At 67.3% G+C, this 14,310-nt stretch carries 13 protein-coding genes; 5 read left to right on the top strand and 8 right to left on the bottom strand.

What is annotated here, in order from left to right; genetic code table 11:
- Nucleotides 1-3: 3 nt before the first annotated feature.
- From EV678_RS09610 to EV678_RS09620, 3 genes are read right to left on the bottom strand one after another with little or no spacing between them, the layout of a single operon-like run.
- Nucleotides 4-537: a dihydrofolate reductase gene (locus EV678_RS09610; protein ID WP_130459376.1), complete on the bottom strand. Its 534-nt coding sequence runs from the start codon at nt 535-537 to the stop codon at nt 4-6.
- Nucleotides 524-2,179 (bottom strand): glucose-6-phosphate isomerase, encoded by a 1,656-nt coding sequence (pgi, locus tag EV678_RS09615; protein ID WP_130459377.1) that lies wholly within the window; start codon nt 2,177-2,179, stop codon nt 524-526. Before pgi ends, EV678_RS09610 begins: the two co-directional genes overlap by 14 nt.
- A 15-nt stretch (nt 2,180-2,194) precedes the next feature.
- Nucleotides 2,195-2,989: a thymidylate synthase gene (locus EV678_RS09620; protein ID WP_014236339.1), complete on the bottom strand. Its 795-nt coding sequence runs from the start codon at nt 2,987-2,989 to the stop codon at nt 2,195-2,197.
- Between the two features lie 242 nt (nt 2,990-3,231).
- Here EV678_RS09620 and EV678_RS09625 point away from each other — a divergent pair, with 242 nt between their 5' ends.
- Nucleotides 3,232-4,749, top strand: a complete 1,518-nt coding sequence (locus EV678_RS09625; RefSeq protein WP_130459378.1) for a hypothetical protein — start codon at nt 3,232-3,234, stop codon at nt 4,747-4,749.
- Nucleotides 4,750-4,757: 8 nt separating this feature from the next.
- Here EV678_RS09625 and mog read toward each other — a convergent pair whose 3' ends face one another.
- Together mog and yjgA are read right to left on the bottom strand one after the other, a co-directional pair.
- A complete protein-coding gene (mog, locus tag EV678_RS09630; RefSeq protein ID WP_130459379.1) occupies nt 4,758-5,351 on the bottom strand; it encodes a molybdopterin adenylyltransferase in 594 nt (197 codons plus the stop codon).
- Entirely contained in the window at nt 5,348-5,905 is a 558-nt protein-coding gene (yjgA, locus tag EV678_RS09635) for a ribosome biogenesis factor YjgA (RefSeq protein ID WP_014236336.1), read from the bottom strand. The genes mog and yjgA overlap by 4 nt, the downstream gene beginning before the upstream one ends.
- 77 nt (nt 5,906-5,982) lie before the next feature.
- Here yjgA and pmbA point away from each other — a divergent pair, with 77 nt between their 5' ends.
- The 3 genes from pmbA to EV678_RS09650 all read left to right on the top strand — a co-directional run bounded on the left by pmbA (nt 5,983) and on the right by EV678_RS09650 (nt 9,852).
- Nucleotides 5,983-7,377, top strand: coding sequence for a metalloprotease PmbA (gene pmbA, locus EV678_RS09640; protein WP_014236335.1), 1,395 nt, complete (start codon nt 5,983-5,985; stop codon nt 7,375-7,377).
- A 134-nt stretch (nt 7,378-7,511) separates the two neighbouring features.
- Complete coding sequence (locus tag EV678_RS09645; protein WP_130459380.1) at nt 7,512-8,603, top strand: TRAP transporter substrate-binding protein; 1,092 nt, start codon at nt 7,512-7,514, stop codon at nt 8,601-8,603.
- A gap of 160 nt (nt 8,604-8,763) precedes the next feature.
- Complete coding sequence (locus EV678_RS09650; protein WP_014236333.1) at nt 8,764-9,852, top strand: TRAP transporter substrate-binding protein; 1,089 nt, start codon at nt 8,764-8,766, stop codon at nt 9,850-9,852.
- Nucleotides 9,853-9,928: 76 nt separating this feature from the next.
- Here the strand turns inward: EV678_RS09650 and EV678_RS09655 are convergent, their stop codons facing one another.
- Genes EV678_RS09655 through EV678_RS09665 form a run of 3 tightly spaced genes read right to left on the bottom strand, consistent with a single transcriptional unit; the run spans nt 9,929 to nt 12,898 of the window.
- Complete coding sequence (locus EV678_RS09655) at nt 9,929-10,552, bottom strand: ParA family protein (RefSeq protein ID WP_014236332.1); 624 nt, start codon at nt 10,550-10,552, stop codon at nt 9,929-9,931.
- A complete protein-coding gene (locus EV678_RS09660; RefSeq protein WP_130459381.1) occupies nt 10,553-11,908 on the bottom strand; it encodes a TAXI family TRAP transporter solute-binding subunit in 1,356 nt (451 codons plus the stop codon).
- Nucleotides 11,909-11,923: 15 nt separating this feature from the next.
- Entirely contained in the window at nt 11,924-12,898 is a 975-nt protein-coding gene (locus EV678_RS09665; RefSeq protein WP_130459382.1) for a quinone oxidoreductase family protein, read from the bottom strand.
- Between the two features lie 64 nt (nt 12,899-12,962).
- Here EV678_RS09665 and EV678_RS09670 point away from each other — a divergent pair, with 64 nt between their 5' ends.
- Nucleotides 12,963-14,264, top strand: coding sequence for an HD-GYP domain-containing protein (locus EV678_RS09670; RefSeq protein WP_235832445.1), 1,302 nt, complete (start codon nt 12,963-12,965; stop codon nt 14,262-14,264).
- Nucleotides 14,265-14,310: the final 46 nt, after the last annotated feature.

The following is a 14,310-nucleotide window of genomic DNA, read 5'->3' on the forward strand; positions in this document are numbered from 1 at the left end:
GGATCAGCGGGGACGGCGTTCCCAGACCACGAAATCGTAGGCCGGGGCGCCGGCAGGGGGGCTGCCGGGACGGCGCGAACGCTCCTCCCAGGCATCCGCCTCCAGGGCGGGGAAGAAGGCGTCGGCCCGGGGTTCATCCCGGACCTCGGTGAGATAGAGGCGCCGGGCCAGGGGCAGGGCCTGGGCATAGAGATCGGCGCCGCCCATGACGAAGACCTCGCCGCCGCCGGCGGCGGCCAGGGCCTCTTCCAGGGAATGGGAGAGGATGGCGCCGGGCGCCAGGTAGTCCCGGTTGCGGCTGACCACCACATTGCGTCGCCCCGGCAGGGGACGGAACTTCTCCGGCAGGGATTCCCAGGTCTTGCGCCCCATGATCACCGGGCGCCCCTGGGTGGTGGCCTTGAAATAGGCCATGTCCTCCGGCAGGCGCCAGAGCAGCTGGTTGTCCAGGCCGATGGCCCGGTTGGCCCCCACCGCCACGATCAGGGCGACGAGCTGGGGAGCCTCGGAGGAAGTGGTCGGTTCAGAGTTGGCCATGGCGACGGCAGTAGGCAATGAGGCCCCGGGTGGAGGCGTCCAGCCCCTCGTCGGGCGTGCCTTCCAGGGCGGGCAGGAGGCGGCCGGCGAGCTTCTTGCCCAGCTCCACCCCCCATTGGTCGAAGGAATTGATGCCCCACACCACCCCCTGGACGAACACCTTGTGCTCGTAGAGGGCGATCAGCAGCCCCAGGTGGTAGGGGTCCAGGCGGGGCAGCATCAGGGTGGTGGACGGCTGGTTGCCGGCAAACACCTTGTAGGGCAGGACCGCGGCGATCTCCGCCTCGGCCCAGCCCTCCAGCTCCAGCTCGGCCCGGGCCTCCTGCTCGCTGCGACCGAAAGCCAGGGCCGAGCTCTGGGCCAGGCAGTTGGCCAGCAGGGGACCGTTGTGGCCCGGCAGGGGATAGTCGCTGGTGGCGGCGACGATGAAGTCGCTGGGAATGAGCCAGCCGCCCTGGTGCAGCAGCTGGAAGAAGGCATGCTGGCCGTTGATGCCGATCTCGCCCCAGACGATGGGATTGGGATGGCAGGACAGGGGCTTGCCGCTGCGGGTCACCATCTTGCCGTTGCTCTCCATCTCCAGCTGCTGCAGGTAGCCGGGCAGGGTACGCAAAGATTCGTTGTAGGGCAGGATGGCCAGGGTTTCGGCGCCAAGGAAGTTGGTGTTCCAGATGCCCAGCAGGCCCATCAGCACCGGCAGGTTCTGCTCCAGGGGCGCCTTGAGGAAATGCTGGTCCAGGGCCTGGGCGCCGGCCAGGAGCCGCTCGAACTGGGTCATGCCGATGGCCAGGGCAAGGGCCAGGCCCACCGCGGACCACAGGGAATAGCGGCCGCCGACCCAGTCCCACATGGTGAAGATGTTGTCGTGGCCGATGCCGAACAGACCCGCCTCGGCCGGTGCCGCCGTCACCGCCACGAAGTGCCGGGCCAGGGCCGCCACCTCGTTCTCCGGACCGGCCGCCGCCAGCAGCCAGTCCCGGGCCGTCTCGGCGTTGCGCAGGGTTTCCTGGGTGGTGAAGGTCTTGCTGGCGACGATGAAAAGGGTGGTGCGGGGGTCCAGGGTCTCCAGCAGGGGCGCCAGTTGGGCCCCGTCCAGGTTGGAGACGAAATGCACGTGCAGGGCCGGATGGTCGTAGGCCGACAGGGCCCGGGCCGCCATCTTGGGCCCCAGGTCGGAACCGCCGATGCCCAGGTTCACCACATGGCGGATGGCCTCGCCGGAGTAACCGCGCCACAGGCCGCTGCGCACCCGCTCGGAAAACTGCCGCATCTGGGCCCGCACCGCCCGCACCTCGGGCATGACGTCCTTGGCCGCGCTGGGGAAGGGGCCGGTGCCGAGGAAACGCAGGGCCGGATGCAGCACCGCCCGCTGTTCGCTGACGTTGATGCGCTCACCGGCGAACATGCGATCGCGCCAGCCTTCCACATCCGCCGCCCGGGCCAGGTCGGTGAGCAGCCCCAGGGTCTCGGGAGTGATGCGCTGCTTGGAAAAATCGGCGAGAAAATCGCCGAGGCGGAAGGAAAGCTTCTCGAAGCGGGCCGGTTCCCGGGCGAACAATTCCCGCAGGTGGTGCGAACGAAGCTGCTCCCGGTGGGCCAGGAGGGCCTGCCAGGGCGCGGTGCGGGTGATGTCCATGGGCATGGGCGGTATTCCCGGTCAGACGGCGATGGGCGCGGCGATGGAGGGATGGGGATCGTAGCCTTCCAGGGCGATGTCCTCGAAGCGGAAGGCGAACAGGTCCTTCACCTCGGGATTGAGCACCAGCTTGGGCAGGGGACGGAAATCCCGGGACAGCTGCAGGCGCGCCTGGTCCAGGTGGTTGCTGTAGAGGTGGGCATCGCCCAGGGTGTGCACAAAGTCGCCGACCTGGTAGCCGCAGACCTGAGCGATCATGTGGGTCAGCAGGGCGTAGGAGGCAATGTTGAAGGGCACGCCGAGGAAGATGTCGGCACTGCGCTGGTACAGCTGGCAGGACAGCTTGCCGTCGGCCACGTAGAACTGGAACAGGCAGTGGCAGGGCGGCAGGGCCATGGAATCCACGTCCCCCGGGTTCCAGGCGGAGACCACATGGCGGCGGGAATCCGGGTTCTTCTTCAGGTTTTCCACCAGCTGGCCCACCTGGTCGATGAGACGCCCGTCCGGCGTCTCCCAGCGACGCCACTGCTTGCCGTACACCGGCCCCAGGTCGCCGTTGGCGTCGGCCCACTCGTCCCAGATGGAGACGCCGTTGTCCTTGAGGTAGCGGATGTTGGTGTCGCCCTGCAGGAACCACAGCAGTTCGTGGATGATGGAACGCAGGTGCAGCTTCTTGGTGGTCATGACGGGGAAGCCGTCCGCCAGGTTGAAACGCATCTGCCAGCCGAAGACGGAACGGGTGCCCGTGCCGGTGCGGTCGGTCTTGACGTGGCCGTGCTCGAGCACGTGGCGCATAAGGTCGTGGTACTGCTGCATGGAGATGGGCTCCGCTACTTTTTTATCGCTGGCATTGTAGCCGTTTGCCCCCGTCCCGCCCATGGCGGCGACGGGCGGGGCCGTTGACGGAGACCCCGCCGCCGCCAACGCCTGGGGGACAGTTCGCAGCATGGGGAAAATGACGTAAGCTTGGCTCCGGAGCTGCCGGCACAGGCGGACCCGTCCATGGAGGCGGCGACAGGACCGCCAATATCGCTGGAACGACTTCAACGGGGAACATCGTGATTCTGAGCCTCTTTTCCGCCAAGCCGGAGCACCCCCTGGCCGACGCCAAGGAACTGCGCCGCGCCATCGCCGAACTGCCCCTGGACAATGCCTTCAAGGCGGTGGACGAGGTGCTGGCCTGGTTCGAGTCCCTGCTCAGCGCCGAAGGCTTCAAGCCCGAGCAACTGTTCGACACCGTGCGCCAGCTGGACGAAGCGGCCCAGCCCCACCTGCGCCGCCTGACCCGGGACTACCTGCACTCCCCCCGCCTCTCCAAGACCGAGGAGCGGCGCCTGTGGACCGCCAGCACCGCCTTCTGGGACCTGCTGGCACGGCTCTACGAACAATCCCTGGCGCGCTACCGCGGCAAGGAGAAGGGGGCCGACGCCCTCAAGCCCCACCTGCCCCTGATCCACGCCCGCCTCATCCTGGCCTACGGCAACCAGCTGAAGTGGCGCCAGTACCACTACGGCCCGGTGGAAGGCGACATCTGGCTGCGCCTGGGCCAGGCCTACCTGGCGGCGGAAAGCGAAGGCGTCGCCGGGCGCCTGCTGCTGCTCTATCCGGGGCAGAGCAGTTCCTCCTCCGCCACCCTGGAATACCTGAAGGTGCTCATGTTCCACGCCTCCTCCATGGACAGCCTGCTGCCCGCGGAGATCGAACTGGCGGAAAGGCTGATCGGCCATTGCCTGCCCCAGTTCGTGTTCGGCAGCCGCTCCGGTCCCGAAAGCGTGTACTGGATCGACCCGGCCCAGCCCCTGCCGCCCGTGCGCCTCACCCGGGAGCCCCAGGCGGCACCGACCCTGCGCTTCTTCGCCCCGGGCAACGCACCCCAGACCCTGGCCGAACTGATCCGCAGCGTCGAACTGGGCACCGTGCCGGAAGAGGTGAATCTGGGGGGCCAGTATCCGGCCCGCATGATCCTGCCGGTGCTGCACCATCTGGCCATGCACTGGGCGCCGACCCCGCCCCTGCGGGAACACCGGCGGCACCAGGTGAAATCCCTGCTCACCGTGGTCAACGGTTTCGAGGCGGCCTTCCAGGTCTTTTCCGGCAAGCCGGACGGGGACGGAGCGGCGGAAAGCTGGATCGCCGACAACGTCAGCCTGGGCGGCTTCGGCGCCCTGGTGCCGAACCTGCGCGGCGACTGGCTGCGCATCGGCGCCCTCCTGGCCATGCAGCCGGAAGGCGGCAGCAACTGGCTGCTCGGCGTGGTGCGGCGCTACGGCCGGGAATCGGATACCCAGGCCGCGGTCGGCATCCAGACCCTGGCGCGCCAGGCCCTGGCGGTGGAGCTGCGGCCCCGCAGCACCTCGGCCTACGCCCTGGCGGCGGGCATTCCGGGCATGCTGCTGCGGGACGGCATGGAAGAGGGGGAAGTGCGGGTGGTAATGCCGCCAGCCAGCTTCGACGTGCGGGAAAACCTGGAGTGCGAAGCCGAAGGCCGGCACCTGCTGCTGACCCCCATGGACATCCAGGAAAGCGGCAGCGATTACGAAATCGCCCGCTACCGGGAACTGCGCAGCGACAACTGAAGGCCGACTCAGGCGGCCGGCGGACGCCGTGCCGACTTGGGACGGAAGGCCGCCACCACGGACTCCCGGGTTTCCACATAGGGCCCGCCGATGAGGTCCAGGCAGTAGGGCACGGCAGCGAAGATGCCGGGCACCAGCACCTTGCCCTCCCCGTCCTTCACCCCTTCCAGGGTTTCCTGGATGGACTTGGGCTGGCCCGGCAGATTGAGGATCAGGGCCTGCTTGCGGATCACCCCCACCTGGCGCGAGAGAATGGCGGTCGGCACGAACTGCAGGCCGATCTGCCGCATCTGCTCGCCGAAGCCGGGCATGACCTTGTCCGCCACCGCCAGGGTGGCTTCCGGCGTCACATCCCGGGGCGCCGGACCAGTGCCGCCGGTGGTCAGCACCAGATGGCAGCCTTCGTCGTCCACCAGTTCCATGAGGGTGGCTTCGATGCCCGGCTGGTCGTCGGCGATGAGACGCGACTCTTCCTCCCAGGGGGTCAGCAGCACCCCGTCCAGCCACTGGCGCAGGGCCGGCAGGCCCTTGTCCTCATAGACGCCGCTGGATGCCCGGTCGCTGATGGAGACCAGGCCGACGCGCAGGGGCCCTTCGCTCATGCTTCCTCCCCGGCATCATCCCCGGTGGCTGCGGCAGCGCCGCCCTCCTCCAGTTCCTTCAGCACCTGGAAGATGGCGCGGTAGCTCTTCGGCGGCTTGTTCTGTTCCTGCTCCTTGAGGGCGCTGCGGCGCAGCTGGCGCAGGTGGGTGAGATCGGCCTGGGGCCAGTGGGCGGCGATGTCGGCCAGGGCCACGGCCTCGTTTTCCAGGAGCAGGGTGCGCAGACGCTCGCGCCGATGCAGCTTGGCGTTCTCCGCAGCGGAGGCGCCATTGACCACGTCCAGGGCGGCCTGGATCGGCTCCGGGTCCACGTCCCGCATCAGCTTGCCGATGTACTGCAGCTGCCGGCGCTGGGCCTCCCGCTTGGGCAGGCGCTGGTATTCGAGCAGGGCGCCGCTGAGGGTCTCGGACAGTTCGACCTTGCCCAGCAGGCGCTTGAGACGGTCCGGCGGCAGTTCCACCAGGGCGCGTCCCAGGTCCTGCTTGTCCTGCATGGCTTGTTTGCGTTTTGTCTTGCTGACGGGCTCGCCGTCCAGGGGGTCCAGTTCTTCCATGATTCCTTGTACTTCTCGGCAGGGGTGGGCGGTGGGGGCTGCTATGATAGCGATTTTACCCCTCTGTCTCGCTGTTCATGGCCAAGAAAGCTCTCCCCAAGCCCTCCCGTACCACCGCTGCAGCCACTTCCGGCCGCTTCTCCCTGCCCCAGGCCGACCTGCTGCAACTGGCCCGGGACACCGTGGCCCTGGCCACCCGGGGCGGCGCCTCCGCAGCCGAGGTGGATGTCTCCGAGGGCTTCGGCCAGTCGGTCAGCGTCCGCCAGGGCGAGGTGGAAACCATCGAATACAACCGGGACAAGGGCATCGGCGTCACGGTGTACCTGGGCCAACGCAAGGGCTACGCCTCCACCAGCGACTTTTCCCGCCAGGCCCTGGCCCAGACCGTGGATGCGGCCCTGGCCATCGCCCGCTACACCGCCGAGGACCCCTGCGCCGGCCTGCCGGAAAAGGCCCTGCTGGCCAAACAGTGGCAGGATCCCCAGCTTTACTATCCCTGGCAGCTGAGCGTGGAGGGCGCCATCGACCTGGCCCGCCGCTGCGAGGATGCGGCCTTCGCCGTCAGTCCCCTGGTGAAAAACTCCGAGGGCGCCACCGTCTCCCTGCAGGAAGGCCAGTTCGCCACCGCCAACAGTCTGGGCTTTGCCGGCGGCTACCCCAGCTCCCGCCACTACATTGCCTGCTCCGTCATCGCCGGCAAGAAGGGGCGCAATGCGGAAATGCAACGGGACGACTGGTATTCCACCCACCGGGACCCGGCGGACTTCCCCGCCCCCGAGAGCATCGGCGACTACGCCGCCCGCCGCGCCCTGTCCCGCCTGGGCGGGCGCAAGGTGAAGACCTGCGAGGTGCCGGTGATCTTCGAGGCCCCCATCGCCAGCGGCCTGCTCGGCAACTTCGTCTATGCCGCCAGCGGCGGCAGCCTCTACCGCAAGGCCAGCTTCCTGGTGGACAGCCTGGGCAAGCGCATCTTCGCCCCCGGCATCAACATCAGCGAGCGCCCCGACCTGCCCAAGGGCCTGGCCTCCGGCCCCTTCGACAACGACGGCGTCGCCACCCGCTCGCGCCAGGTGGTGAGCGACGGTGTGCTCAACGGCTATTTCCTCAGCGTCTATACCGCCCGCAAGCTGGGCATGACCACCACCGGCAATGCCGGCGGCTGCCACAACCTGGTGCTGGAGCCGGGCCGGGAAGACCTGGCCGGCCTCATCCGCCAGGTCAAGCGCGGCCTGCTGGTCACCGAGCTGCTGGGCCAGGGGGTGAACTACGTCAATGGGGACTACTCCCGGGGGGCCGCCGGCTACTGGATCGAGAACGGCGAAATCGCCTATCCGGTGGAGGAAATCACCATCGCCGGCAACCTCAAGGAGATGTTCATGAACATCGCCGGGGTCGGCAACGACGTGGTGGTGCGCGGCTCCAAGCAGACGGGTTCCATTCTCATCCAGCGGATGACCGTCGCGGGCGCCTGACCCCGGGCGAAAGCCGCTTCCAGCAAGCTCTTCCAGCCGGTCCGGATTAGGGTAATCCCTATTGCCGGACCGCTTCGGGCCGTCGCTATAATGCGTCGGCTGCAACACACCGAACAATCCCTGGAGGAGACAAAATGGAACGTCGTTCCTTTCTCAAAAAAGCTGGTGTCGGCATTGCTGCCGGCGCTGCTGCCACTACCGTATCTGCCCCTGCCATCGCCCAAGCCCAGCCCACCATCAAGTGGCGTCTGACCTCCAGCTTCCCCAAGAGCCTGGACACCCTCTACGGTGGCGCCGAAGTTCTGGCCAACCGCCTGCGCGCCATGACCAACGGCAAGTTCGACATCCGCGTCTTTGCCGGCGGTGAAATCGTCCCCGGCCTGCAGGCCCTGGACGCCGTGCAGCAGGGTACCGTCGAGTGCTGTCACACCGCCCCCTACTACTACGTGGGCAAGGACAAGACCTTCGCCCTGGGCTGCTCCATCCCCTTCGGCATGAACGCCCGCCAGATGAACGCCTGGGTGTACTACGGCGGCGGCCAGAAGCTGCTGGACGAGTTCTACGCCAACTACAACATCGTCTCCTTCATGGGCGGCAACAGCGGGACCCAGATGGGCGGCTGGTTCCGCAAGGAAATCAAGAATCTGGGCGACATCAAGGGCCTCAAGATGCGCGTCGCCGGCCTCGGCGGCACCGTCTTCGAGCGCCTCGGCGCCGTGCCCCAGCAGATCGCCGGTGGCGACATCTATCCCGCCCTGGAAAAGGGCACCATCGACGCCGCCGAATGGGTCGGCCCCTACGATGACGAGAAGCTGGGCTTCTTCAAGGTCGCCAAGAACTACTACTACCCGGGCTGGTGGGAGCCGGGTCCCGCCTTCTCCTTCTATGTGAACAAGAAGGAATGGGACAAGCTGCCCAAGGAATACCAGGAGGCCTTCCAGGCCGCCGCCTACGAGGCCAACGTCACCATGCTGGCCGAGTACGACCACAAGAACCCGCCGGCCCTCTCCCGCCTGCTGTCCCAGGGCGTGAAGCTGCAGAAGTACTCCGACGAGATCATGAACGCCGCCTACAAGGCCGCCATGGAAATCTACGCCGAAGAATCTGCCAAGAACCCGGCCTTCAAGAAGATCTACACCGAGTACGACAAGTACCGGAAGACCCAGAACGCCTGGTTCAGCGTGGCCGACACCACCATGGACCGGTTCCTGCAGACCCACAAGTAAGGTAAGCTCGACGCAGTAACAGGAGTGCCCCAGCCATCGACACGACGGTTGGGGCATTTGCACATGTATCCCCTTTGCTGTTTTCATCGCTGGCAGCGGTGAGGTTCAGCCGCCCGGCTTTCGCAACATCAGTTAGGCAACAAAAATAAGGAGACAAACCATGGATCGTCGCAAATTCCTGAAAAATGCCGGCGTCGCTGCCGGTGCCGGCGTGGCCACCACCGTCGCGGCTCCCGCCATCGCCCAATCCCAGCCCACCATCAAGTGGCGCCTGACCTCCAGCTTCCCCAAGAGTCTCGACACCATCTACGGCGGCGCCGACGTGCTGGCCAACCGCCTGCGCGCCATGACCGGCGGCAAGTTCGACATCCGCGTCTTTGCCGGCGGCGAGATCGTCCCCGGCCTGCAGGCCCTGGACGCCGTGCAGCAGGGCACCGTCGAGATGTGCCACACCTGTTCCTACTACTACGTGGGCAAGGACAAGACCTTCGGCTTCGGCACCTCCGTGCCCTTCGGCATGAACCCGCGCCAGATGAACGCCTGGATCTACTACGGCGGCGGCCAGAAGCTGCTGGACGAGTTCTACGCCAACTACAACGTGGTGTCCTTCGCCGGCGGCAACACCGGAACCCAGATGGGCGGCTGGTTCCGCAAGGAAATCAAGACCCTGGACGACGTCAAGGGCCTCAAGATGCGCATCGCCGGCCTCGGCGGCGCCGTCTTCGAACGCCTCGGCGCCGTGCCCCAGCAGATCGCCGGCAGCGACATCTATCCCGCCCTGGAAAAGGGCACCATCGACGCCGCCGAATGGGTCGGCCCCTACGACGACGAAAAGCTGGGCTTCTTCAAGGTCGCCAAGAACTACTACTACCCGGGCTGGTGGGAACCGGGCCCCACCATCCACTTCTTCGTGAACAAGAAGGAATGGGACAAGCTGCCCAAGGAATACCAGGAGGCCTTCCAGGCCGCCGCCTACGAGGCCAACGTCACCATGCTGGCCGAGTACGACCACAAGAACCCCACTGCCCTCTCCCGCCTGCTGTCCCAGGGCGTGAAGCTGCAGAAGTATCCGGATGCGGTGCTGGAAGCCGCCTACAAGGCTGCCATGGACCTGTACACCGAGGAATCGGCGAAGAACCCGGCCTTCAAGAAGGTGTGGACCGAGTACGACAAGTACCGCCGTACCCAGAACGCCTGGTTCAGCGTGGCCGACACCACCATGGACCGCTTCCTGCAGAGCCACAAGTAAGCCCGGGCATCGCCCGCAAAAAAGCCGCCGGTGATCCGGCGGCTTTTTTTATGTCCTAGCTAGACGGACGGGAGCCTCAGGCATCCACCCAGTCGATGATGCTGCGCCACTGCTCCAGGTCCTTCTCGGCCCGGGCCGGGGTCAGGTCGAACAGGGTGGCCCCCTGGGCCGCCGCCTGGACGTAAAGCTGGGTGTCCCGCAGATAGGCGAGGATGGGCAGGTCGTAGGCGGCGAAGAAGCGCTCCAGCTCCCCCGCCGCCCGGGTCCGGGCATCCACCCGCATGCCCACCACCGCCACCTGCAGCTCCCCCTTGCGCACGGCCTTCTCGGCCAGCAGGGTGTCGAGGAAGTGGCGCGCCGCCAGGATGTCGAAGAGGGAGGGCTGCACCGGCACCAGCACGTGGGTGACCTGTTTCAGGGTGCGGTCCAGGGCCTTGCCGTGGAAGCCGGCAGGCGTATCCAGTACCGCATGGGTAGTGCCCTTGGGCGGCCGGGCCGGCTCGTCGTGCTTCAGTTCCCAGCTGCGGATGGCGGGCAAAAAGCCGGGGCGCAGGGCCAGCCACTCCCGGGAGGACTGCTGCCGGTCCAGGTCGCCCAGCATCACGGGCTTGCCGGACTGGGCCAGATAGCCGGCCAGGTTGGTGGCCAGGGTGCTCTTGCCGGCGCCACCCTTGGGATTGGCGATCAGGTAAGCCTTCATCTAGGGGGTTTCCTCCACGTTTGCATGTCGCGCCAGCCGCTCCAGGGTGTGGCGCACCAATTCGATGTGTTCCCGCAGGGTATAGAGCAGGTCCGAATAGGCCAGGGGGATATTACGCCGATAGGCCTCGTCCTCGATACGGTCGAGGCGGTCCAGGTATTCCAGCTTGCGGCCCGGATCGTAGCTTTCCTTCAGCTCGTTCTCGAGGAACTTGAGGTCGCCGTAGCAGCGGAAGATCTTGGAACGGATACGCCAGCTGTAGATGGAGGGCGCCACCTTGAGCAGGGGCAGCAGCAGGGCGAAGATGGGCAACAGCAGCACCACCAGCCGGTCCACCAGGATCGCCGCCCAGAAGGGCAGATAGCGCTGCAGCAGGGGCGGGCCGGACTTGTAGTAGCGCTCCGCCGTGTCGGCCACCGGCAGGCTCTGGTCCCGTACCGCCGGGAAATCGCCGCGGCGCTGGAAGAAGCCGGCCTTGCCGTGCACTTCGCTGGCCGCCTGCAACAGCAGGGACTGGATGGCCGGATGCAGGCTGTCATGCACCACCAGATTGGCGGTGGCCGCCAGCAGGGTGGTGTCGTGGGGCGGGAAGTTGCGTACCAGGTCCACCGCCCCTTCCGGCAGGACGATCTTCGACAGGTAGGGGAAGCGCCGGGTGTAGGCCTCGGCCTGGGCGAAGTTCATCACCTTGATGCCGGGGGAGCGCAGCAGCACCTGCACCACCGGCGCCTCCGGCGCGGCGATGACGAAGGCGGCGTCGAGGCGGCCCTGCTGCAGCTCTTCTGCCGCCTTGAGGCCGCCCAGGGACAGCAGATGCTTGCCGTCCACCGGCACCTCGTTGGCCGCCAGCAGTTGCAGGGCCAGGCCCCGGATGCCGCTGCCCTCGGCGCCGACGGCGATGCGCTTGCCGGCCAGCTGGTGCAGGCGCTCCAGTTCCCGCTCGCTGCGGTAGAAGACCCACACCGGCTCGTAGTACATGCTGCCCAGGGAGGACAGGGGCAGGGCCTCGTCCTCCTCCAGGTAGTCCGGCCGGGGCGCCTCGACGCCGCCCTGGACCAGGGCGATCTCCACGTCGCTGTCCTTGTCCAGCAGGCGCTGCAGGTTCTCGGCGGAACCGTTGGAGGTGCGCACCTCCAGGGTGATGCCGTTGCGCGCCAGGATTTCCGCATACTTCTTGCCGAAGGCGTAGTAGGCGCCGCTGTCGGCCCCGGCGGACATGACCACGTGCCGTGGCGGCGCCGGCTGGATGAACTGGATGGCGACGACGAAACCCAGGGCCACCACCAGCACGATGGGCCAGGCCGTGGCCAGGAGGTCCCGCAGGGAGAGCAGGCTGTTGCGAACTTTGGCGCCCATGGACGACCTTTCCGTTTAAGGCAGCAGCACCGTGGAGCCGGTGGTCTGCCGGCCTTCCAGGGCGATGTGGGCGGCAGCGGCCTGCTGCAGGGGGAAGCGCTGGTGCACCTCGATCTTCACCTGGCCGCTGGTGACCACGCCCAGCAGCTCCGTCGCCAGGGCCTCCAGGTCGGCACGGCGGGCGGTGTAGTGCATCAGGGTGGGCCGGGTGAAGAAGAGGGAGCCCTTCTGGGACAGCAGCAGGGGATCGATCAGGCCCACCGGGCCGGAGGCGTTGCCGAAGCTGACCATGGTGCCCAGGGGCCGCAGGCTGTCCAGGGAGCCGGTGAAGGTGTCCTTGCCGATGCCGTCGTAGACCACCGGCACGCCTTCACCGCCGGTGATGTCCCGCACGCGCCGGGCGAAGTCCTCCCGGGTGTAGAGGATGGGGTGGTCGCAGCCGTGGGCCCGGGCCAGCTCGGCCTTGGCCTCGGTGGAGACGGTGCCGATGACGGTGGCCCCCAGGGCCTTGGCCCACTGGCAGGCGATGAGGCCGACGCCGCCGGCGGCGGCGTGGATCAGCACAGTGTCGCCTTTCTGCACCCGGTAGGTGCGACGCAACAGGTAGGCGGCGGTGAGGCCCTGCAGCATCATGGCGGCGCCGGTCTCGAAGGAGAGGCTGTCCGGCAGGCGGATGAGGCGGTCGGCGGGAATCAGGCGGGCCTCGCTGTAGGCCCCCAGGGGACCGCCGGCGTAGGCCACCCGGTCGCCCACCTGCAGGTGGGCGACGCCGGGACCCAGGGCTTCCACCGTGCCGGCCCCTTCGAGGCCGATGCCGGAGGGCAGGGGTACGGGATAGAGGCCGCTGCGATGGTAGGTGTCGATGAAATTGAGACCGACGGCGGCATGGCGCACCCGGACTTCGCCGGGGCCGGGCTCGCCGACGCCGACCTCTTCCCACTGCAGCACTTCGGGGCCGCCGGTGCGGTGAAAGCGGATGGCATGGGTCATTTTTTGTCTCCTTTTGTATTCTGCTGGGGGTGCGTCACTATACCGCCGCTCCCCGGCGGTGCGAATGGCCCCGATTGGCCTTAATATTGGCGCCATGACCAATATCCACCACACCGTTCTCGGCCGCCTGCTGCTCGCCTGGGCCCTGGTTTCCCTGCTCCTGGGCGGCAGCGCCTGGTATGTGGCGACGGAGCGCATCGACGATGCGGTGGTGGCCCTGGCCCAGGCCGAATCGGCCCGCTTCCAGGCGGCCGAGCTGGAGGCGGCGGAAATGTCGGCCCAGCAGCTGGATTTCCTGCGGCAACGGGCCCTGGGCTTCGTCCGCGACCATTTCGTGGTGATCGAGCTGTATGACCGGGAACGGCGCAAGGTGGTGGAGGCGGTCAATCCGGCCCACCAGGACATCGAGGCCGGGCTCAAGGGCAGCACCCACGCCTTCCCCATGGACGGCAAACACCATTACGAGAAATACACCATCCTCAACAACACGGTGGTGCAGGTGCTGGTGCCGATCCTGGACCGGGAGCGCAACATCGCCGGCTACTTCGAAGGCGTCTTCCTGGTCTCGCCGGAGGAGGAGGCCCGCCTGCGCCGGGACCTCAACCTGATCCTGGGCCTGGTGCTGGCCGCCGCCCTCATCACCACGGTGGTGCTGTATCCGGTGATCCTTTCCCTCAACCGCAACGTGCTGCGCTTCTCCCGGGAGGTGCTGCGGGGCAACCTGGAAATGGCCTCGGTCCTGGGCGCCGCCATCGCCCAGCGGGATTCGGACACCAGCATCCACAACTACCGGGTGGCGCTCTACGCCTGCCGCCTGGGCGAGGTCACGGGGGTGGAGGGCGACGCCATGCGGGCCCTCATCATCGGCGCCTTCCTGCACGACGTGGGCAAAATCGGCATCAGCGACAACATCCTGCTCAAGCCGGGCAAGCTGGATGCGGAGGAATTCCGCATCATGCAGACCCACGTCTCCCTCGGCGTACACATCATCGCCCCCTCCCCCTGGCTGCAGGCGGCCCGGGAGGTGGTGCAGTTCCATCACGAGAAGTACGACGGCAGCGGCTACCTGCAGGGATTGAAGGGAGAGGAGATTCCCCTCAACGCCCGCATTTTCGCAGTGGTGGACGTCTTCGATGCCCTCACCTCCCGCCGCCCCTACAAGGAACCCATGACTTGCGAAGCGGCCCTGGCCATCCTGCACAAGGATGCGGGCAGCCACTTCGATCCCCGGCTGGTGGCCGCTTTCGCCCCGGTGGCGGCGCCCCTCCATGCCGAACTGTCGCGCCTCGACGAAGGGGCCATCCAGGCCCTGCTGGAAGAGCGCATCAGCCGCTACTTCTTCGCCGCCTTCCTCGCCCGGGAATAAGTCCCGCCGCAGCCCTTGCCTGGGAGGCAGGCGAGGCCAGCCTCCC

The sequence above is a fragment of the Azospira oryzae genome, assembly GCF_004217225.1.
Classification (GTDB): Bacteria; Pseudomonadota; Gammaproteobacteria; order Burkholderiales; family Rhodocyclaceae; genus Azospira; species Azospira oryzae.